19 protein-coding genes and 1 tRNA gene are annotated in these 18,938 nt (G+C 69.2%); 8 read left to right on the forward strand and 12 right to left on the reverse strand.

What is annotated here, in order from left to right; all coding sequences use genetic code 11:
• Positions 1–23: 23 nt before the first annotated feature.
• A complete protein-coding gene (locus tag ACQ0O7_RS07795; protein WP_430781093.1) occupies positions 24–1,208 on the forward strand; it encodes an MFS transporter in 1,185 nt (394 codons plus the stop codon).
• Here ACQ0O7_RS07795 and ACQ0O7_RS07800 read toward each other — a convergent pair.
• The 3 genes from ACQ0O7_RS07800 to ACQ0O7_RS07810 are packed head-to-tail and all read right to left on the reverse strand — an operon-like array spanning position 1,201 to position 3,942.
• Positions 1,201–2,490, reverse strand: a complete 1,290-nt coding sequence (locus ACQ0O7_RS07800; RefSeq protein WP_430781094.1) for an MFS transporter — start codon at positions 2,488–2,490, stop codon at positions 1,201–1,203. The genes ACQ0O7_RS07795 and ACQ0O7_RS07800 overlap by 8 nt on opposite strands.
• Positions 2,491–2,544: 54 nt before the next feature.
• On the reverse strand, positions 2,545–3,030 hold the full coding sequence (locus ACQ0O7_RS07805; protein WP_430781095.1) for an NUDIX domain-containing protein: 486 nt from the start codon (positions 3,028–3,030) through the stop codon (positions 2,545–2,547).
• A 39-nt stretch (positions 3,031–3,069) separates the two neighbouring features.
• On the reverse strand, positions 3,070–3,942 hold the full coding sequence (locus ACQ0O7_RS07810; protein ID WP_430781096.1) for a Ku protein: 873 nt from the start codon (positions 3,940–3,942) through the stop codon (positions 3,070–3,072).
• Between the two features lie 75 nt (positions 3,943–4,017).
• On the opposite strand from ACQ0O7_RS07810, the gene ligD (ACQ0O7_RS07815) reads away from it, so the two are divergent.
• Positions 4,018–4,935: a non-homologous end-joining DNA ligase gene (gene ligD, locus ACQ0O7_RS07815; RefSeq protein WP_430781220.1), complete on the forward strand. Its 918-nt coding sequence runs from the start codon at positions 4,018–4,020 to the stop codon at positions 4,933–4,935.
• Positions 4,925–5,863: a non-homologous end-joining DNA ligase gene (gene ligD / locus ACQ0O7_RS07820; RefSeq protein ID WP_430781097.1), complete on the forward strand. Its 939-nt coding sequence runs from the start codon at positions 4,925–4,927 to the stop codon at positions 5,861–5,863. The genes ligD (ACQ0O7_RS07815) and ligD (ACQ0O7_RS07820) overlap by 11 nt, the downstream gene beginning before the upstream one ends.
• A gap of 30 nt (positions 5,864–5,893) precedes the next feature.
• On the opposite strand, the gene ACQ0O7_RS07825 is transcribed toward ligD (ACQ0O7_RS07820), so the two are convergent.
• The 5 genes from ACQ0O7_RS07825 to ACQ0O7_RS07845 all read right to left on the reverse strand — a co-directional run bounded on the left by ACQ0O7_RS07825 (position 5,894) and on the right by ACQ0O7_RS07845 (position 9,347).
• The gene (locus ACQ0O7_RS07825; RefSeq protein WP_430781098.1) at positions 5,894–6,346 is read right to left on the reverse strand and encodes a hypothetical protein; all 453 of its coding nucleotides are present in this window, start codon (positions 6,344–6,346) and stop codon (positions 5,894–5,896) included.
• A gap of 102 nt (positions 6,347–6,448) precedes the next feature.
• Positions 6,449–6,808, reverse strand: coding sequence for a hypothetical protein (locus ACQ0O7_RS07830; RefSeq protein WP_430781099.1), 360 nt, complete (start codon positions 6,806–6,808; stop codon positions 6,449–6,451).
• A gap of 764 nt (positions 6,809–7,572) precedes the next feature.
• Positions 7,573–7,657 (reverse strand) — tRNA-Thr (locus ACQ0O7_RS07835).
• Positions 7,640–8,665 carry a serine hydrolase domain-containing protein gene (locus ACQ0O7_RS07840; RefSeq protein ID WP_430781100.1) on the reverse strand — a complete coding sequence of 342 codons (1,026 nt, stop codon included), beginning with the start codon at positions 8,663–8,665 and terminating at the stop codon, positions 7,640–7,642. The genes ACQ0O7_RS07835 and ACQ0O7_RS07840 overlap by 18 nt, the downstream gene beginning before the upstream one ends.
• A 10-nt stretch (positions 8,666–8,675) precedes the next feature.
• A complete protein-coding gene (locus ACQ0O7_RS07845) occupies positions 8,676–9,347 on the reverse strand; it encodes a DUF4097 family beta strand repeat-containing protein (RefSeq protein ID WP_430781101.1) in 672 nt (223 codons plus the stop codon).
• Positions 9,348–9,575: 228 nt separating this feature from the next.
• Here ACQ0O7_RS07845 and trpB point away from each other — a divergent pair, with 228 nt between their 5' ends.
• From trpB to ACQ0O7_RS07860, 3 genes are read left to right on the forward strand one after another with little or no spacing between them, the layout of a single operon-like run.
• A complete protein-coding gene (gene trpB, locus ACQ0O7_RS07850; protein WP_430781102.1) occupies positions 9,576–10,730 on the forward strand; it encodes a tryptophan synthase subunit beta in 1,155 nt (384 codons plus the stop codon).
• Entirely contained in the window at positions 10,727–11,533 is an 807-nt protein-coding gene (gene trpA / locus ACQ0O7_RS07855) for a tryptophan synthase subunit alpha (protein WP_430781103.1), read from the forward strand. The genes trpB and trpA overlap by 4 nt, the downstream gene beginning before the upstream one ends.
• Positions 11,496–12,236 carry a GntR family transcriptional regulator gene (locus tag ACQ0O7_RS07860; protein ID WP_430781104.1) on the forward strand — a complete coding sequence of 247 codons (741 nt, stop codon included), beginning with the start codon at positions 11,496–11,498 and terminating at the stop codon, positions 12,234–12,236. Before trpA ends, ACQ0O7_RS07860 begins: the two co-directional genes overlap by 38 nt.
• On the opposite strand, the gene ACQ0O7_RS07865 is transcribed toward ACQ0O7_RS07860, so the two are convergent.
• From ACQ0O7_RS07865 to ACQ0O7_RS07875, 3 genes are all read right to left on the reverse strand, one after another.
• Positions 12,226–12,690: a YcxB family protein gene (locus ACQ0O7_RS07865; RefSeq protein ID WP_430781105.1), complete on the reverse strand. Its 465-nt coding sequence runs from the start codon at positions 12,688–12,690 to the stop codon at positions 12,226–12,228. The two genes, ACQ0O7_RS07860 and ACQ0O7_RS07865, sit on opposite strands and share 11 nt — an antisense overlap.
• Before the next feature lie 17 nt (positions 12,691–12,707).
• Positions 12,708–14,369: a DNA repair helicase XPB gene (locus ACQ0O7_RS07870; protein WP_430781106.1), complete on the reverse strand. Its 1,662-nt coding sequence runs from the start codon at positions 14,367–14,369 to the stop codon at positions 12,708–12,710.
• 566 nt (positions 14,370–14,935) lie between these two features.
• Entirely contained in the window at positions 14,936–17,293 is a 2,358-nt protein-coding gene (locus tag ACQ0O7_RS07875) for a helicase-associated domain-containing protein (RefSeq protein ID WP_430781108.1), read from the reverse strand.
• A 78-nt stretch (positions 17,294–17,371) separates the two neighbouring features.
• Here ACQ0O7_RS07875 and ACQ0O7_RS07880 point away from each other — a divergent pair, with 78 nt between their 5' ends.
• Both ACQ0O7_RS07880 and ACQ0O7_RS07885 read left to right on the forward strand, forming a co-directional pair.
• Positions 17,372–17,572, forward strand: a complete 201-nt coding sequence (locus tag ACQ0O7_RS07880) for a hypothetical protein (RefSeq protein WP_430781109.1) — start codon at positions 17,372–17,374, stop codon at positions 17,570–17,572.
• Between the two features lie 132 nt (positions 17,573–17,704).
• The gene (locus tag ACQ0O7_RS07885) at positions 17,705–18,091 is read left to right on the forward strand and encodes a cold-shock protein (RefSeq protein WP_430781110.1); all 387 of its coding nucleotides are present in this window, start codon (positions 17,705–17,707) and stop codon (positions 18,089–18,091) included.
• 13 nt (positions 18,092–18,104) lie between these two features.
• Here the strand turns inward: ACQ0O7_RS07885 and ACQ0O7_RS07890 are convergent, their stop codons facing one another.
• Complete coding sequence (locus tag ACQ0O7_RS07890; protein ID WP_430781112.1) at positions 18,105–18,914, reverse strand: 1,4-dihydroxy-6-naphthoate synthase; 810 nt, start codon at positions 18,912–18,914, stop codon at positions 18,105–18,107.
• Positions 18,915–18,938: the final 24 nt, after the last annotated feature.

Raw genomic sequence — 18,938 nt, forward strand, 5'->3', positions numbered from 1 at the left:
TCACGTCTACCCGGGGTCACCCTTTGAGCACAGTCGAGAAGACCAGTCTGCGGGCCTCCACCCGATCCGTCTACGTCACCTTCATCTTCCTCGGCGTGGCCATGGCCAGCTTCGCGGCACGCATCCCGCAGATCCGCGACCAGCTCGGGCTCACCCCGTCCCAGCTCGGCCTGATGCTGCTCGCCATCGCGGCCGGCTCGGTGACGTCACTGCCACTCGCCGGGCATCTGGTCGGCCGGTTCGGCTCCCGCGCGGTGGTCGGCACCTTCGCTGTGGTGCTCGGATCGGCGCTGGCCGCGGTGGCGATCGGTTACACGTACGGCGTGATTCCGGTGGTTGTCGCCCTCTACCTCTACGGCTTCGCCACCGGTGCCTGGGACGTCGCCATGAACGTGCAGGCCGCGGTCGTGGAGCGTCGTCTCGGCCGGTCGATCATGTCGCGCTTCCACGCCGGCTACAGCGTCGGCACGGTGGCCGGCGCGCTGATCGGCGCGGGCGCGGTGAAGATCGGGATCTCGGTCACCGTGCACGTGGTGATCGCCTGCGTCCTGGTGGTGGCCGCGGTGGTCCCGGCGGTGCGGTGGTACGTGACCGACGACGTCGACGACACCTCGACCCCGGCGGACAAGCCCAGCGCACTGACCGCCTGGACCGAACCCCGTACGCTGCTGATCGGTGTTTTCGTCCTTGCCTTCGCGCTCACCGAAGGGGCCGGCATCGACTGGATCAGCATCGCGCTGATCGACGACCACGGCACCGCGGCTTCCACCGGCACGCTCGGGTTCGCCCTGTTCCTGGCGGCCATGACGGTCGGCCGGTGGTATGGGCCCAACCTGCTGGACAGGTACGGGCGCGTACCGGTGCTCCGGATTCTGGCCGTCACCGGTCTGGCCGGGCTGCTGGTCTTCGTCTTCGGGCCGACCGTGCCGATCGTGTTCGCCGGGGCGCTGCTCTGGGGGCTCGGCGCCTCGCTCGGTTTCCCGGTCGGGATGAGCGCGGCCGCCGACGACCCGGTGAAGGCGCCGGCCCGGGTCGGGGTGGTGGCGTCCATCGGGTACTGCGCCTTCCTCGGCGGGCCGCCGCTGATCGGTTTCCTCGGCGACCACGTCACCGTGTCGAAGGGCCTGCTCGCGGTGGCGATGCTGCTGGTCCTGTCGCTGGCCCTGACCCCGGCGCTGCGCGAGCCCAGCGGGTCCGGATCTAGGTAGTGCGGGAGGCCGCTGAGGCGTTCCACTCGTCGTCGGCGGCCCTCTTCAGGGCCATGCCGTCCTTGCCGTTGTATTTGACCAGCTTGGGCAGGGCGGCGGCGAGCGCCACACTGCCGGCCACGCAGAGCACCCCGCCGACCCAGATCGCGCCGCCGATGCCGAGCCCGGTGCGCGCCATCGCACCCGACCGGAGCTGCCCCAGCAGCGGCCCGGTGGTGTAGGAGAGCATCTCGATGCCGGCCAGCCGCCCGCGAAGATGGTCGGGGATCGTCTGATTCCACATGATCATGCGGAACAGGCCGGAGACCATGTCCGCGGCGCCCGCGAAGGCCAGGCAGAACAGGGTGAGCCAGAGGGTGCCGGACAGGCCGACGCCGATGATGCCGACACCCCACAGCGCGGAGGCGATCAGCACCATCAGACCGTGCCGGTGCACCCGTGCGGTCCAGCCGGAGCCGATCGTGGCGATCAGCGAGCCGACCGCCGGCGCGGCGTAGAGCAGGCCCAGCACCTTGGGGCCGCCCAGGTCGTCGGCCAGGAACGGGTAGAGCGCGGCCGGCATGCCGAAGAACATCGCGTTGATGTCGACCAGGTAGGTGCCGAGCAGTTCGGGGCGGGACTTGGCGTACTTCAGGCCGGTGACCACGCTGTTCAGCGACGGGCGGTCGGCCGCGGCCGGTGGCGGGACCGCTTTGACCAGGGTCAGGCAGAGCAGGGAGACCGCGAAGGTGCACAGGTCGAACGCGTACACCCAGGCCAGGTCGAAGCTGGCGAGCAGCACACCGGCCAGCGGCATGCCGAGGAGCTGGGCGAACTGCATGCCGAGCGACTGGACCGACATGGTGGCCGGAAGCTGTTCCGGTTTGACCAGCCGGGGGATCATCGCCTCCAGCGCCGGGCGCTGCAGGCCGGCGACCGCGGCCGTGAGGAACGCCGCCACATAGAGCAGCCACAGGTGCGGCTCGTCGGAGAGCGAGTTGATCAGCAGGATGCCGCAGATCGCGGCGAGCGCGAGCTCACTGCCGCGCACCAGCAGGCGGCGGTCGATGTAGTCGGCGAGCGCGCCACCGACGAACGCCATGATCAGCAGCGGGAGCAGCTCGCAGACGCCGATCAGGCCCACCATCAGCGGGTCGTCGGTCAGTTTCGCCACCTGGTACGGGATGGTGACGTAGCTGATGAACGAGCCGAACGCGGTGGCCACCCCGCCGATGAAGACGAGCCGGAAGTCCCGCGAGTCGCGCAACGGGGACAGGTCCAGCAGACGGCGTTTCGTGGTCACGAAAGGCCATCCTGCACCAGACGGCGCGGGCGCGCACCGAGATTTAGTGCACCCTTACTTCATGACCAGGATGCCGGTTTCGCGAAACCTCGCCAGGTCGGCCAGAGCCTCGTCGACGATGAACGACTCGTTCGGCAGCGCGTCCAGCGGGAAGAACCCGGCGTCCACACTCTCGTCGGTCTGCCGGACCAGCTCACCCTCCCAGGAGTGCACCACGAAGGACATCAGAACCTGCTGGTACGTGTGCCGATACTCGTTCGTGTAGGTGTAGGCGGTGTAGAACGCGTACGGCGTCAGGGACGTGGCCCGCAGGCCGGTCTCCTCCCACAGCTCGCGGACCGCGCACTGCTCCATGCTCTCGCCCAGCTCCATCGCCCCGGCCGGGATCGCCCAGCGCAGGTTGTCGGACCGCTGGATCAGCAACAGCCGGTTCTGCTCGTCGAGCACCACCGTGCGGGCCCCGACGAAGAAGATCGTGTCGACGTCACCGACGCTTGCGCGCACCCGGCCCAGGTACGACTCCGCCCACGTCAGTGCCATCGCGCCACCCCATGTCCCACTCCCATGGGTGAAGAGTAGTCACGCGGATTTCCGGGCGCGCGTGGCCTTGGCCGCCTTTTTCGCCGGGGCGGCGGCAGCCTTGCGCGGAGCCTTCTTGGCGGGCGCAGGCTCCTCCCGGGCCTTCTTGGCCCGCTCCACCGAGGCCTTCAACGCCGCCATCAGATCGACGGCCGCCGGTGCGGCCTCCTCCGGCTCGTCCGCCTGGACCACCTCGCGGCCCTCCACCTTGGCGTCGATGACCTCCTGCAACGCGGTCCGGTAGTTGTCGGTGAAGTCCTCCGGCTGGAAACTGCCGGCCATCGAGTCGATCAGCGAGGCGGCCATCGCCAGCTCGGCCGGGCGGGTCTCGACGTCGTCGTCGAGGAATCCGAACTCGGGTGTGCGCACCTCGTCCGGCCAGAGCATGGTGTTGAGGACCAGCACGTCGTCGCGGACCCGCAGAGTGGCGAGCTGCTCCCGCTGCCGGATCGCGATCTTGACGATGGCCACCCGCTCGGCGTCGCGCAGGGCGTCACGCAGCAGCACGTACGGCTTGGCGGCCTGCCCCTCGGGCTCCAGATAATACGACTTGGCGAACAGGATCGGGTCGATTTGCTCAGATGGCACAAATTCGAGCACGTCAATAGCTCTTGACGTGCTGAGGGGGAGTTCGGCGAAATCCTCGTCGGTGAGTATCACCATTTCACCGCCACCGATGTCGTACCCCTTGGCGATGTCGTCGTAGCTCACCACCTCGCCATCGACCGAGCAGGTGCGCTGGTACTTGATCCGGCCCCCGTCGGTGCGATGCACCTGGTGGAAGCGGATGTCCTTCTCCTCGGTCGCCGAATAGAGCTTGACGGCGATCGACACCAAGCCGAATGAGACAGCGCCCTTCCAGATCGCTCGCATGACCTCAGAATGGCATCACTGAGACACCTGCGTCAGGTGAACGATTTTGCCTATGGTGATCGTGTGCTGTCTCCGATGCTCGCCACCGCGGGAGGGTTGCCGGCCGGCCCGGACTGGAGCTTCGAGTTCAAGTGGGATGGGGTCCGGGTGCTCGCCCGATTCGACGGTGGGCCGCCCGATCTGTTCGCCCGCTCCGGCGCGGTGGTGACCGCCGCCTACCCGGAGATCGCCGCCATGCACCTGCCCGAGGGGACCATGCTCGACGGCGAGATGGTGGTGCTGGACGCCACCGGCCGGCCGTCGTTCAGCGCGCTGGCCGAGCGGATGCACGTCCGGGACAAGCAGCGCGCCGCAAAACTGGCCGGCACCCTCCCGGTCACGTACCTGATCTTCGATCTGCTGTTCCTCGACGGGATGGACTACACCGGTCTGCCGTACCTGGCCCGGCGCGAACGTCTGGAAGAACTCGACCTGGCCGGCACGCACTGGATGGTGCCGCCGTCCTTCGGTGACGGGCCGGCCACCGAGGCCGCCGCCCGGGAGAACCACTTGGAGGGCGTGATGGCCAAGCGCTCCGACTCGGTCTACCTGCCCGGACGCCGCTCACCGGACTGGCTGAAGATCAAATTCGACCGGACCGGCGACTACGTGATCGGCGGCTGGCGGCCCGGCGCGCGCAAACTCGGCGGCCTGCTGGTCGGCGTGCCGACACCAGGCGGCCTGGCCTTCCGGGGACGGGTCGGCGGTGGGATCGGCGCGGCCGCCGAACGGGACCTGCTCACCCGGCTCGGGTCGCTCGCCTGCCCCGATTCGCCGTTCGCTCCCGGCGCGGTGCCCCGAGAGGATGCCAAAGGCGCCCATTGGGTACGCCCGGAGCTGGTCGCCGAGATCCGCTACGGCAACCAGACGCCCGACCTCCGGCTGCGTTTCCCCCGCTTCCTGCGTCTCCGCGACGACAAGCCGGCCGCGGAGTGTGCCGACGATGCCTCGTGACCGGCTCCTGGTGACGATCGGGGACCGCGAGGTCGAGATCTCCAACCTGGACAAGGTGATGTACCCGTCGACCGGCTTCACCAAGGGCGAGGTGATCGACTACTACACCCGGATCGCCCCGGTGATGCTGCCGCACCTCGCGGGCCGCCCGGTGACCCGGATCCGCTACCCCGACGGGGTCGACGCCCCGCACTTCTTCGAGAAGAACAAACCCGGGGGAACACCCGCCTGGGTACGCCTGGAGAACCTGCCCGTCCCCGGCTCCACCAAGAGCCGGGAGACCATCGACTTCGTGGTCGTCGACGAGCTGGCCACGATGGTCTGGCTGGCCAACCTGGCCGCCCTCGAACTGCACACCCCGCAGTGGCGGATCGGCGCCGACCCGGACCTGCTGGTCGTCGACCTGGACCCGGGCGCGCCGGCCGGACTGCGGGAGTGCTGCGCGGTGGCGGTCCTGATGCGCGACCGGCTGGCCGCCGACGGCATCGCGGCGTACCCGAAGACCTCCGGCCGCAAGGGCATGCAGTTGTGCTGCCCGATCTCCGGCACCCAGCCGTCGACGGTGGTCGCGGACTACGCCCACCGGGTGGCCGAGGAGTTGGCCACGATGGTCCCCGCCTCGATCACCGCGAAGATGGCCAAACAGATCCGCCCCGGCAAAGTCTTCATCGACTGGAGTCAGAACGCCGCGGCGAAGACGACGGTCACCCCGTACTCCCTGCGGGCCGGCTCCGCCCCGACCGCATCGGCCCCGCTGACCTGGGACGAGGTGACAGCAATGGCCACCGGTGACCATCCCGCCGAACAGCTGACCTCCGACACCGTCCTGACCCGGGTCGACACCCACGGCGACCTGCTCGCCGCCCTGCTCCAGCCGGGCCCAGCGGTCCCCGGTCCCGTCGACCTCATCCCGCGGGCGGCCCGGTAGGCGCTTGCCCGGAGGCTGCCGGATCGAGTGCTAGGGCGCTCCGTCGATGACCGCCAGCTTCCACTGCGCCTCATCCTTCACGGTGAGCGACCCGGTTTCATGGGGATCATCCGCGATGACGATGTGCCGATTGGGGACACCGTCACAGGTCCACGATTTCGCCGCTCGATCATTCATTCGCAAAGACACCGATCCACCACCCAGGCACGTGAGATAGATCGTGTATTCCGGTTCGGCATGTTTGAATCGAGGGATTTTCACGTCGCCGGAACCGGATACGGGGGCGACCAAGATTTTGCTTCCAGTTGGAAGCTGGATTTCTGGACCGGAAGGCTCTTTCGGTGGGGTGGCGGGTTGAGAGCTTACTGCCGGGGCCGTCGGTTGAACCGGTGCGGATGATTGGTTCGTACCATTCGTGCAGGAAGCTAGGGTTATGGAGGTGATGGCGAGCGCGATCGACACGCCGGTCCGATGAATACCCACTTGGCGGCTCCTTTCGATTTGAAAGAATCGATGTCGAAGAAATGACCAGGCTGCGGCAGAGTGGGCTGATCACTCTGCCGCAGCCTTGATCACCTCAGAGAATCAGTAGAAAAGACGCCACCTGATCTGGTAGGGAGCCCAGGCCGTACCATGCTGCTCCTTGGTGATGGAGCAATTCTTGCGCATGTAGTAGCTCTTCCAAGCGACATTCTCACGCCAGATGCCGTACTGCACGGTAAGAGTCTTGCGTGGCTCGACCTCTGTCTCGACCTGAGAGCCATAGGACGTAGTCATGCTCTTCTGGACGGAGCCGTTGATCGATCCTTTGATATTGGTGAAGATTCCCGCTTTCAGTTCGGCCTCGACGCCGACCGACACCCCGTAGGTGGTGGTCCCTGACTGATCAGCCTTCACGGTGTACTTGACAGCTTTGCTCGTGTTGTTCTCCACCGACTGCTTCACCAGTGCCCGGGCTGCCTGCGGGAGCCTGAACATCGGACTCGGAGGCCCAGATCGGCGAACCGTCTCCCGCGGTTCCTACAGTGCGGGGATCATTTGCGAGGGCGGGTGAAGACGCGATGCTCAATCCCGATCCGAAAATGACGGCCACCGCGATGAGGCGTTGCATACTCCTGATGATCAACTGCATTTTTCCCCGAATCGTTTTCCGTCTCGGGTGCGGCAGGAATGTGGTACCCGATGAAAAGACCGAAATCCAGCCGGGGTCGATCGGGCACTCAGGAATATACATCGGCACATAAAAGTCGAGTGACCGACATCAGTCACCCTCGATGTGACGAATTCCACATACGATCGGTTGATCCTTGGTGATGAATGCGTTAAGGGTCGAAGATGTGCGTTGGTGTGCCCCACGCCGACCTCTGGCGGTCATGCGGACTACTGCGGACCGGGACTGCTGCGGATTTCGTGCGGTGCTCTTCGATCTCGATCCCATGGGTTCAAGCATCGACCCGCCGACAGTTCACGCCGACGAATTGACGGTCCGGTAAAGCACTCGGCTTGAGGTCGGACACCAGCGACCAGGCTCCTGTGCGGTAGGCCGCACAGCGGTGCGGCGATCACCGGGAGCGGAACGGTTATCAGTCCGCCGCGGCGATCGCCGCGGCCCGAACCGGCTACGGGCAGCGGTTCGAGACCGCACCCAGCACGTTGTAGATCATGCTCAAATGAAGAAGCCCAGGTCCATGACCTGGGCTTTCTCATCGAGCCATCTGACGGAATCGAACCGTCTGCCTACGCATTACGAGTGCGTCGCTCTGGCGGGAGGGTGTTTCAGTCGACGAAGACTGCCTTGATCAGGGCGTCCAACGCGGCCGGGAAGAATTCGGATGGATCTTTGGGGGTGTGGCCCATGGTGATTCCGGCGGTCATGGTCTTGCGGCCGTCGGGGGTGCTGTACATCAGGGCGCCGTAACCGCCGGGGGCGCCGCCGTTGTGGTGGTAGACCGTGGTTCCGTTGGCCAGTTGCTGGGCGAAGATGCCCAGGCCGTACCCGATCGGTCCGTGGGGTTCGCGCATCTCGGCCAGCAGGGGTGCCGGCAGGAGCTCGCCGGAGTTCAGCGCGGCGAAGAAGACGTGCAGGTCGCGGGTGGTGGAGATGGCGCTGCCGGCGCCGGGCATCATGGCCAGGCTCTGCCGGGAGACGTCGGCCACCACCCATTCCTCGCCGTCCTGGTAGCGGTAGAAGCCGCAGGCGTACGGCTCGGGCAGATCGGTGACGTCGCCGGCCAGCATGGTGTCGCGCAGGCCGAGCGGGTCCAGGATCCGCTGTTGTACCTGCTCGCCGAAGGTGCGGCCGGTGACCTGTTCGATCAGCAGCGTGGCGACGGTGTAGTTGGTGTTGGAGTAGCTCCAGTCGGTGCCGGGCTCGAACCGGGCCGGCTTGGACAGGGCGAGTTCGACCAGCTCCGCCGCCCGGTAACCGCGCAGCCGATGCTCCACCCATTCCTTGCCGAAGGCCGGGATGCCGGTGACGATCGTGCCGTCCGGGAAGTACTCGCCGGTGTAGTTGAACAGCCCGCTGGTGTGCCGCAGCAGCATCCGCGGGGTGATCCGCTCGTCCAGGCCCAGCCCGGTGACCGGGGCGTCCAGGTCGATCAGCCCGTCGGCCACCAGCTGGAGGACCGCGGTGGCGGTGAAGGTCTTGGCGACGCTGCCCGCCCAGAACCGGCCGTCGACCGGGGGCGGTGGCGCACCGGCGGCGCCCACCCACTCATTGTTCGCGTCGTTCACTCGCATCTGCAGGCCGGCGAATCCGGCGTCCACGAACGCCTCGATGGCTTTGTTCAGGTCGGTCATCTCGATCTCCTCAGAGGCTGCGGGCGCTGATGTCGCCGAAGCTGGTGGTCGCGTGGAGGGTCAGGTCGCTGTCGCCGGTGTTGCGGAGGGCGTTGTCGATCCGGCCGTACGTGGTGCCGGCGTCCAGCGATCCGGACACCGCGCCGACCGTGATGTCACCCTTGTCGGTGCGCAGCGTGACGGCGCCGGTGACCGCCTCGGTGACGGTGAGGTCGCCGTGCTGGGTGCGGATCTCCGCGGGCCCGCCGAGCCGGCCGACGGTGATGTCACCGGCCTGGAGGGTCAGCCGCGCGCTGATGGTCTCGTCCAGCTTGATCGTGCCCTGGGCGCTTTCGACGGTGACGTCGCCGAGGCGGCCGACGCCCCGGATGTCGGCGCTCGCGGTCTTCGCGTCGACCCGTGAGCCGGCCGGCAGCTGGACCGTCACCTCGACCGAGCCGGACGAGCCGAGCAGGCGGTTGCCGGCCGGGGCGGCTTCGATCCGCAGCACGCCGTCCTGGTGGGCGACCTGGACCCGTTCGGCGGCGGCCACGTCCTGGTTGCTGGAGCTGCTGGCGGGCCGGACCTCGACGGTGCTGTCGGCCCGGTCGGCGGCGATGAACTGGATGCGCCCGGCCGGGATGTCGAGCCGAACGTTGATCGGAGCGGACGTCGGGAAGATTTTCGATGCGTTGTTTCTCATGGCAGAAACGCTACGTTGCCTTCACGAATCAAACAACAAAACATTTTCGCTGCGTACGAGTAACAGCAGCTAGATGGCTTGAAATCATTGCAATGGCTGGAAATTCAACGCAATGACTTCGTTGCAATCGTTGCAATGGATGGAGAATGAACGCTACCCCTCTGGCGGTTGCCCACAGGGTGTGTGTATAACTGTTCTAGAACTCAGTTCTAGAACAGTGGAGGTGTCATGAGGGAGCCCGACGGCGGCCGGTTCGGGGCGTACGGCGGCCGCTACGTGCCCGAGTCGCTGATCCCGGCCTGCGCCGCGGTGGAGAGCGAGTTCCGGGCCGCCTGGTCCGACCCGGGGTTCCGTCGCGACCTGGACCGGCTGCTCGCCGTGCACGCCGGACGGCCCACCGCGCTCACCCCGGCCCTGCGCCTCTCCGCCGAACTCGGTGTCACCGTCCTGCTCAAACGGGAGGACCTGGCGCACACCGGCTCCCACAAGATCAATAACGTGCTGGGGCAGGCGCTGCTCGCCCGGCGGATGGGCAAGACCCGGCTGCTCGCCGAGACCGGTGCCGGCCAGCACGGCGTCGCCACCGCCACCGCCGCGGCCCTGCTCGGACTGGACGCCACCGTCTTCATGGGCGAGGTGGACATCGAACGGCAGGCCCTCAACGTGTTCCGGATGCGGATGCTCGGCGCCGAGGTCGTCCCGGTCACCGGCGGCACCCGCACCCTCAAGGACGCCACCAGCGAGGCGATGCGACAGTGGGTGACCTGCGTCGACGAGGCCCACTACTGCCTGGGCTCGGTGATGGGCCCGCACCCGTACCCATGGATGGTCCGGGAATTCCAGCGGGTCATCGGGGACGAGGCGCGGCGACAGTGTGCCGCCGAACTGCCCACCGCGGTCCCGGACTACGTGATCGCCTGCGTCGGCGGCGGCTCCAACGCGGCCGGCACCTTCGCCGGATTCGCCGGCACCGGCGCCCAGCTGATCGGGGTCGAGGCGGAAGGCGGAGCGGCCGTCGCGTTCGGGCGGGCCGGAGTGCTGCACGGCTTCCGGTCCTACCTGCTCCAGGACGAGAACGGGCAGGTCACCGAGGCGCACTCGATCGCGCCCGGCCTCGACTACCCCGGCATCGGGCCGGAACACGCACACCTCAACGACAGCGGGCGAGCCCGGTACGTGGTGGTCGGCGACGCCGAGGTGATCCCGGCGGTGCGGCGGCTCGCCCGTACCGAAGGCATCCTGCCCGCCCTGGAATCCGCCCACGCGATCGCCTGGCTGATCCGGGCCGCCGAGTCCGGGGAACTGCCACCCGGCTCGACCGTGCTGGTGACCCTTTCCGGACGTGGTGACAAGGACATGGCAACCCTGATGGAGGCGTCGTGATCGTCGAGGAACATCTCCGCAAACGCCGGGACCAGGGGCGACCGCTGCTGGTGCCCTACCTGACCGGCGGCATCCGGGAGGATTGGGCCGACTACCTGACCGGGTACGCGCAGGCCGGCGCCGACGCGATCGAGATCGGACTGCCGTTCTCCGACCCGATCCTGGACGGGCCGGTCGTCCAGGAGGCCTCGGACCGGGCCCTGCGACGCGGCGTCACCATCCCCGGCCTGCTCGCCGAAATCGCCGCGCTCGACACCGGCGTCCCACTGATCGCGATGACCTACTACAACCTGGTGCTGCAGGATCCGGGGTTCTGCCGGGACCTGGCCGCCGCCGGCATCCACGGGCTGATCGTGCCGGACCTGCCGGTCGACGAATCATCCGCGCTGTCCGCCGCGGCCGAGGCCGCCGGAGTCGACCTGACCCTGCTGGCCGCCCCGACCACGCCCGCCGGCCGGCTCGCCGAGATCGCCCGGAGATCCCGCGGATTCGTGTACGCGGTCGCGGTCATGGGCACCACCGGCTCCCGATTCGACGCCTCCGGCGGACGGGTCGCCGCCCGGATCCGGGAACTCACCGACCGGCCGGTGCTGTCCGCCTTCGGCATCGCCACCCCCGAACAGGCAGTCCTCGCGGCCGGGTACGCGGACGGGGTGGTGATCGGGGCCGCGCTGATGCGGCGGATCCTCGACGGCGGCACACCGGAACAGCTCGGGGACGTCCTGGCGTCGGTCCGGCGCGCGCTGGACGATAGCGTGGTCACCCGTGAGCAGGGTTCCGGCGTACCGGCGCATCGCCCTTGATCTGACCGACAAGATCAGGACAGGGCTGTACCGGCCCGGCGAGGCGCTGCCCCCGCAACGCGAACTCAGCGCCCAGTACGGCGTGACCCTGATGACCCTGCGGCAGGCCCTGGCCTCGTTGCGCGACGACGGGCTGATCGTGCAGCAGGCCGGCCGGGGCACGTTCGTCGCGCCGGTGCAGGCTGCCTACCGGGTCGACACGCTGCGCAGCTTCGTCGAGGACCTGCGCGAACAGGGCCACGACGTGATCACCGACGTGGTGTCGCTGGCGGTACGGCAGGCTCCCGCCGAGGTCCGGGCCACCCTGTCCACCGAGGAACGCGCCCTGCGCCTGGAACGGGTGCGGCTCCTCGGCGGCCGCCCGATGATCCACCAGACGTCGTGGATCCGGCAGCCGTACGCGACCGACGTGCGCGGCGAGGACTTCCGGCGGATCTCGCTCTACACCGCGCTGGCCGAGACCGGCGTGACGATCGTGCGCGCCTCCGAGCGCATCGTCCCCGGCCTGCTCACCGAACCGGTCGCGACCCAGCTGGGCCGGGCGGCCGGCGAGGCGGTCTTCGTCAGCGAGCGCACCACCTACGCCATGGACGACCAGCCGATCGTCGCCGACCGCGCGGTCATCCTCGGCGACCTGCTGGAGATCCGCGCCGAACGCGCCGCCACCCGGCTGTCCCTCCAATGGCGATCGGTCAGGACTTGACCTGCACCGGGGCCGCGGCCAGGAACGCGTCGATGGTGGCCTGATCGGCCGGGGTGAACGCGTCCCGCGGCAGGATCGCCTGCATCGCACCGGTCTTCAGCAGCCAGCCGTGCTTGGTGCGCTTCACCCAGGTCAGCCCGGCCCAGTCGAGCCGGGACTCGCTCTGGGCCGCACGGACGTGCAACGCCGTCTCGGTGATCTCGTACTCGACCGGCACGGTGATCAGCTTCTTCTGCTGACGCCAGCTGAGGTAGGCCACCAGCTCCGGGACCGCGATCATGAACGGGGCGAATCCATACATCCACGGCTGGTCGCGGCCCAGGTCGGTGGTCACCACCACCAGCGTCAGCAGGGCGCCGCCGGCCCACATCCCGAAACGGGACTTGCCGAGCGACGCCAGGCTGAGCCGGCGAAACGACTGGTAGGTGTGCTGGAAGCGCCCCGTGATGACCATGGCGGAGAGTATGGCACTCAGTCGATCTTGGGGAGTGGTGGGCCGAGGACGTCGTCGGCGTCGACGATCTTGTAGGCGTAGCCCTGTTCGGCCAGGAAACGCTGACGGTGCGCGGCATAATCGGTGTCGATCGTGTCCCGGGACACCACCGTGTAGAAGTGCGCCTGCCGGCCGTCCCCCTTCGGGCGCAACACCCGGCCCAGACGCTGCGCCTCCTCCTGCCGCGACCCGAACGTGCCGGACACCTGGATCGCCACCGCCGCCTCCGGCAGATCGATCGAGAAATTGCCCACCTTCGACAACACCAGCGTGCGCAACGAACCGTCCCGGAACGCGTCGAACAGCCGCTCCCGCTCCTTGTTCGTCGTCGACCCCTGCACGATCGGGGCGTCCAGGAACTCACCCAGCTCGTGCAACTGGTCCAGGAACCCGCCGATCACCAGCACCTGCTCGTCCGGGTGCTTGTCCACCAGCGCCTTCACCACCGGCAGTTTCGTCCGGGCGGTGGCCGCCGCCCGGTACCGCTCCTCGGCCTCGGTCACCGCGTACGACATCCGCTCGGCCTCGGTCAGGGTGACCCGGACCTCGACGCACTCGGCCGGGGCGATCCAGCCCTGCGCCTCGATGTCCTTCCACGGGGCGTCGTAGCGTTTCGGGCCGATCAGCGAGAACACGTCCCCCTCCCGGCCGTCCTCCCGCACCAGCGTCGCGGTCAGCCCCAGCCGCCGCCGCGCCTGCAGATCGGCGGTGAACCGGAAGATCGGCGCCGGCAGCAGGTGCACCTCGTCGTAGACGACCAGGCCCCAGTCCCGCGCCCCGAACAGATCCAGATGGGTGAACGCGCCACCCCGCCGCGAGGTGAGCACCTGGTACGTCGCGATGGTGACCGGGCGGATCTCCTTGCGCTCCCCGCTGTACTCCCCGATCTCCTCCTCGGTCAGCGTCGTCCGCGCCAGCAACTCCCGCTTCCACTGCCGGCCGGCCACCGTGTTCGTCACCAGGATCAGCGTCGTCGCCTTCGCCGTCGCCATGGCCGCCGCCCCGACCAGGGTCTTCCCCGCGCCACAGGGCAGCACCACCACGCCGGACCCGCCGGCCCAGAAACCATCGACGGCCTCCTGCTGGTACGACCGGAGAGTCCAGCCGTCCTCCCGCAGATCGATGGCGTGGGCCTCGCCGTCGACATATCCGGCCAGGTCCTCGGCCGGCCAGCCCAGCTTCAGCAGCGCCTGCTTGAGACGGCCCCGCTCGGAACCGTGCACCACGATCGTCTCGTCGTCCAGCCGGGCGCCGAGCATGCCCGCCAGCTTCTTCGACTTCGCCACCTCGATCAGCACGATCCTGTCCAGACCGCGCAGGACCAGGCCGTGCACCGGGTCGTTGACCAGCTGAAGCCGGCCGTACCGGTCCATCGTCTCGGCGATGTCGACGAGCAGGGCGTGCGGAACCGGGTACCGCGAGAACTTGATCAGCGCGTCGACCACGCTCTCCGCGTCATGCCCCGCCGCCCGGCTGTTCCACAACCCGAGCGGCGTCAGCCGATAGGTGTGCACATGCTCCGGCGAACGCTCCAGCTCCGCGAACGGCGCGATCGCCATCCGGCAGGCCTGCGCATCCGGGTGATCAACCTCCAGCAGCAGAGTCTTGTCCGACTGCACGATCAGTGGTCCGCCGCTCACGCGTACACCCTCCGAAGAGCCAAAAGTCGACCCTCAAGTGTGCCACGGATTCTGATTACAACCGTCCCGCCCACATCCGCGTCGGTAGAGAGGGGGCTCGTCCCGCCACCGAAGCGCGTGTGATCCAGATCTCATGCAACCCGCGCGCGCTCTGGCGCGTGTAACAGGCGACGAGGTGCGGGTGGCGCCACTATCGGGGGTGCGCCACCCGCCGCCCCGGAGCCGGGCCGGGCCGAAGCCCATTTCTCTGAGCTTGCCGCCGAGATCGAACTCGACGATGGTGGCGCCGGGCTCGATCTCAATGCGGTGAGATTGCTGGCGGCGAGACGCTTCGCGGCCTCAGCTGCAGGATCAGGTGCGGTCATGATGGAGGTCCTCCCCGTCGAAAGTCGGCCGCTCAGGCGTTGTGCTCGGCCAGGCCCTTCGCGTGGCCTTCGTCGAGCAGCTCCTGCGCCCACGTGGTGTCGTGGATCAGGTCGACAGGCATGTTGACCTCCTTCAAGGCTCTCTCGATATTCTCGCGCCAGTGGTACGGAGCAACTGGTCGCAAGCTACTAGGTCCGGGACTACTCTTCGGTGACCGCCGCGGTGATGCGGTGCAGGGCGAAGGTGTGCAGGGACTCGCCCCGCTCGTCCTCGGCCCGCAGGTAACCGGCGCTCAGCGACACCGGGCGGACCAGGCGGGACAGGGTCGCGCCGTGCGAGTCGACATAGCCGACCCAGACTCGGGCCTTGTCGCGGACCGCCTGCTGGAGGACCGCCATCGCCTGGGTGTGCTGCTGGACCGCGGTCAGGCCGGGGATCGCCTGGCCGTGGGCGGCCCGGACGGTGACCGGCGCGCGGCGGGCGGCCCGGGTGGCGATGTCGCCGCGCCGCAGTTGTTCGACCACACCGGCCAGGCGGGGGCCGGCCAGCAGGGGCGCGGACGGCTCCGGGACGCGGGCCGAACGGGTCGGCGCACGCCGGGTCTTCGGCCTGGTCAGCACGGTGGCGCCGCCGGCGTCCTCGGCGACCGGGGCGTACCCGGCCTCGCGCAGCGCGCCCAGCAACCGGGTCACCGGGCGCGGGCTGACCAGCACGGTCGGTGCGATCCGGCGCATCTCCAGGGTGCCGAGCCGCTTGTCGGCGACCACCTCGGCGAGCAGCGCCTCGTCGTCGCTGCGCAGGTAGGAGCCGGCCGAACCGCTGCGCAGGCCGCCGTGCCGCCGGGCGGCGTCGTCGATCAGGTAGGTGAGGGTCTGCGGCACCGGGGTGCGGGACCGCCGCCGGAACAGGTCGTGCAGGTCGGCGGCCTGGTAGCCGACGTCGAGGGCACGTCGCACGCTGGCCGGGGTGACCCGGAAGACGCTGGCCCCGCCGGCTGACTCGGGTTCGGCGAGCACGTCGAGTTCGCCGGCGAGTTCGGGTTCCGGCGGGCCGGGCACCACGACGGTCAGGTCGGCCTGCACCAGGATGTGGTCGACGGGGGCGGGCAGCAGGTCGTCCAGGGCGCGGACCGCGTCGGCGTGGCTGTCCTCCGGGTGCAGGCCGAGCGGATCGTCGCCGTCGTCGCGGGGGTCGGTCAGGAGCACGCGTGCGTACGACGTGAGGGCACCGAGCCCGGTGACGCCCAGCAGCGCGGCGCCGGCCCACGCGTCCCGGTGTGCTGCCTCCCGGCCGCGGGATCGGCGGGGCGCCTGCCAGGCCAGCAGGGCCAGCAGTTCGTCGACCGGCGGGGCGGTGCCCGGGTCGAGATCGGCGAGCACGGCCAGAGCCTCGCGGCGGGCCTGGGGCGCACCGGCCCGTTCGGCGTCGGGGGCGAGGGCGTTGATCGGCCGGTCCCGTTCGTCGCGGCGGCCGATGAGTCCGGGCTGGCGGGTCATGGCGAGCCAGGCGCGGGCCAGGGCGGCCCAGCGGTGGGCGATGCCGGTGGAGCGCCACAGGTCGTACGCCCCGGTGGGCAGGAACAGGTCCGGGCCGGTGCCGTTCTCGGATTCGCCGAGCAGGCCGGCGGCGTACGTCGTCTCGATCAGCAGCGCGGCGCCGGCCTCGTCGATCCCGGCCGCTTTGGCCAGCCGTTTCAGGTCGCGGACGCCGAGCCCGCCGGTGCGCAGCACGGGGGCCGGCTCGACGGCGAGCGCCTCCAGCAGGGCCTCGGTGGCGCGGACCGCCTCCATGGTCTGCCCGGCTCCGGCGGAGTCGGTGGACCGCGGGTCCCGGGCCGGGCCGTCGAGGGTGGGCGCGGTCGGGCGCAGGACGCCGAGCGGGCCGGTGTCGCGGCGCAGCAGCATGCCCACTTCGCGGGGGAGCTCGACGAGTTCGCCGTCCGGCCGGGGGGCCCGGCCGGCCTCCGAGACGGGCACCAGCACGTGCTGGTCGACCAGCCAGCGGACCGGCTCGGCGACGGACTCCCGGTTGAGCGCCCCGACCGGGGGACCGGCGGCCAGCCGGTCCAGCACGGCACGGGCGCCGGGCGGCGCGGCCAGCACGGTGCGGCGCAGTTTGGCGCGGTCGGCGCAGAGGGCGGCGGCCCGGGGGTCGAGGAAGTCGGCGGGCCGGCCGAGCCCGGCCGGGTAGGGCGAGGTGACCTCGTCGACGGCGCCGGTGACGTGCAGCGCCCCGGCCGGGCCGTACAGCAGGAACCGGGCGCGCAGGCGGTCGATCGCCGCGTGCACACCGTCGGTGGCGGCGAGTTCGGCGATGGCGTCGACCGAGGTCAGGGCGGTGTCGGCGGCCCGGCTGAGGCGGGCCGCGTCGAGGACGGTGAGGGTGAACTCGTCGAGGCCGTCGAGACAGCGGGCGACGGAGTTGCGGGACTGGGCGCGTACGGCGAGGGCCGAGATGTCGGCGGGCACCGGCACGACGAGGTCGGGGCGCAGCTGTATGAGCGCGCCCAGAGCCTCGTCGGTCAGCGACCGGAGTTGATCGGCGAATGTGGTGGCCATCGTCTTCAACGCTAACGTTCATGGGACGATGGTGTCGGGTCCGGGCGTGGCCGGACCTCGATCTGAGGAGGACCGAAAGTGGCGAAGCCCAAGACGGCCGGAAGCTCGACGCCGGCGAACGAGCAGACCGGGCTGCGCGGAGTGGACATGAAGGGCAAGATGCACGTCTCCGAGCTCATCTCGGACCGCGCCGCCGCCCCGTCCCCCTTCGGTGACGATCAGACGTTCCCTCTTCCGGTGGAGACCCTGAGCTACCGGGCGTCCAGCCGGCACCCGTGAAAGCTGTCCCGGTCCTGGTGATCTGACCGGTTCCCCCGCTTTTCCTCAATGAGATTGCAGTTGGGTCCGGGCCGTCCGCTGGATAGCCTTGGCGTGAGCGGTTGTGTCCATTGAGTGAAGTTGAGGTCAGCGGTGCCCACGGGTCGAGTGAAGTGGTACGACGCTACGAAGGGCTTCGGATTCGTCACCAGTGACGAGGGCGGAGACGTTTTCCTTCCGAAGGGTGCGCTGCCGGCGGGGGTCACGGAACTGAAAACGGGTCAGCGGGTCGAGTTCGGCGTGGTCGACAGCCGGAAGGGCGCGCAGGCCATGGGTGTGAAGCTCCTGGACGCTCCACCGTCCCTGGCCGAGTTGCGCCGCCGTCCGGCGGACGAGCTGGCCAGCATGATCGAAGACATGATCAAGGTCTTGGAGAGCTCGGTGCAGCCGCAACTGCAGCGGGGTCGCTACCCAGACAAGAAGACCTCGCTGAAGATCGCGCAGCTGGTGCACGCGGTCGCCCGCGAGTTCGAGATCTGAGTGATAAGCGGTTTTATAGCAACGACGGCACAGCAGGAGTCAAACCCGCCGCCGCCGCGCGCCCCAACAGGGCGTCGGCGGCGGCGAGTCCGTCTTCGCCCAGCTCCAGGGTGAACTCGTTGACGTAGAGCTCGATGTGCTGTTTCACCACCGCGGGCTCCATCTCCTGCGCGTTGGCGAGCACGAATTCCTGGCTGGCGGCCGGGTCGCGCCAGCCGTGCCGCAGCGACTCGCGGATCCACTCGGTGGCGGCGGCAGGGTCGACGGTGCCGCGTTTGGCGAGGATCGCGCCGAGCGGGATCGGCAGGCCGGTGTCGCTCTCCCACCACTCGCCGAGGTCGACGAGGGCGGTCAGGCCGAACCGGGGGTACGTGAAACGGGCCTCGTGGATGACCAGTCCGGCGTCGAAGCGGCCGTCGGCGACCCCGGGCATGATCTCGTGGAACGGGACCACCTCGATGCGGGCCGGGCTCTGCTCGGCGGCCCAGAGGCGGAACAGGAGATAGGCGGTGGTCCGGTCGCCGGGGACGGCGACCGTCGCGCCGTTCAGATCGGTGCGGTCGCGGGTCAGCACGAGCGGGCCGCAGCCCCGGCCGAGCGCGCCCCCGCAGTGCAGCAGCTGGTAGTCGCCGAGCAGCCAGGGCAGAGCCGCGTAACTCACCTTGACCAGGTCGAACCGGCCGTCGAGGGCGGCCGTGTTGGTGACGTCGACGTCGGCGAAGGTCAGGTCGACGGGCGGGGCGCCGGGCACCAGCCCGTGCACTAGCGCGTGGAAAACGAAGGTGTCGTTGGGGCACGGGGAAACCGCCAGGGAAAGCGCCACGACCCCCACGCTAGTCCTGTCAAG

This window comes from Actinoplanes sp. G11-F43, from assembly GCF_050589265.1.
Taxonomy (GTDB): domain Bacteria; phylum Actinomycetota; class Actinomycetes; order Mycobacteriales; family Micromonosporaceae; genus Actinoplanes.

Coding starts and splice junctions, on each gene's coding strand:
- ligD (WP_430781220.1), top strand. CDS start 4,018: ATGCTCGCCACCGCGGGAGGGTTGCCGGCCGGCCCGGACTGGAGCTTC.
- ACQ0O7_RS07810 (WP_430781096.1), bottom strand. CDS start 3,942: ATGCGAGCGATCTGGAAGGGCGCTGTCTCATTCGGCTTGGTGTCGATC.
- ACQ0O7_RS07865 (WP_430781105.1), bottom strand. CDS start 12,690: ATGGTCATCACGGGGCGCTTCCAGCACACCTACCAGTCGTTTCGCCGG.
- ACQ0O7_RS07875 (WP_430781108.1), bottom strand. CDS start 17,293: ATGGCCACCACATTCGCCGATCAACTCCGGTCGCTGACCGACGAGGCT.
- ACQ0O7_RS07840 (WP_430781100.1), bottom strand. CDS start 8,665: ATGACCGACCTGAACAAAGCCATCGAGGCGTTCGTGGACGCCGGATTC.
- ligD (WP_430781097.1), top strand. CDS start 4,925: ATGCCTCGTGACCGGCTCCTGGTGACGATCGGGGACCGCGAGGTCGAG.
- ACQ0O7_RS07845 (WP_430781101.1), bottom strand. CDS start 9,347: ATGAGAAACAACGCATCGAAAATCTTCCCGACGTCCGCTCCGATCAAC.
- trpB (WP_430781102.1), top strand. CDS start 9,576: ATGAGGGAGCCCGACGGCGGCCGGTTCGGGGCGTACGGCGGCCGCTAC.
- ACQ0O7_RS07805 (WP_430781095.1), bottom strand. CDS start 3,030: ATGGCACTGACGTGGGCGGAGTCGTACCTGGGCCGGGTGCGCGCAAGC.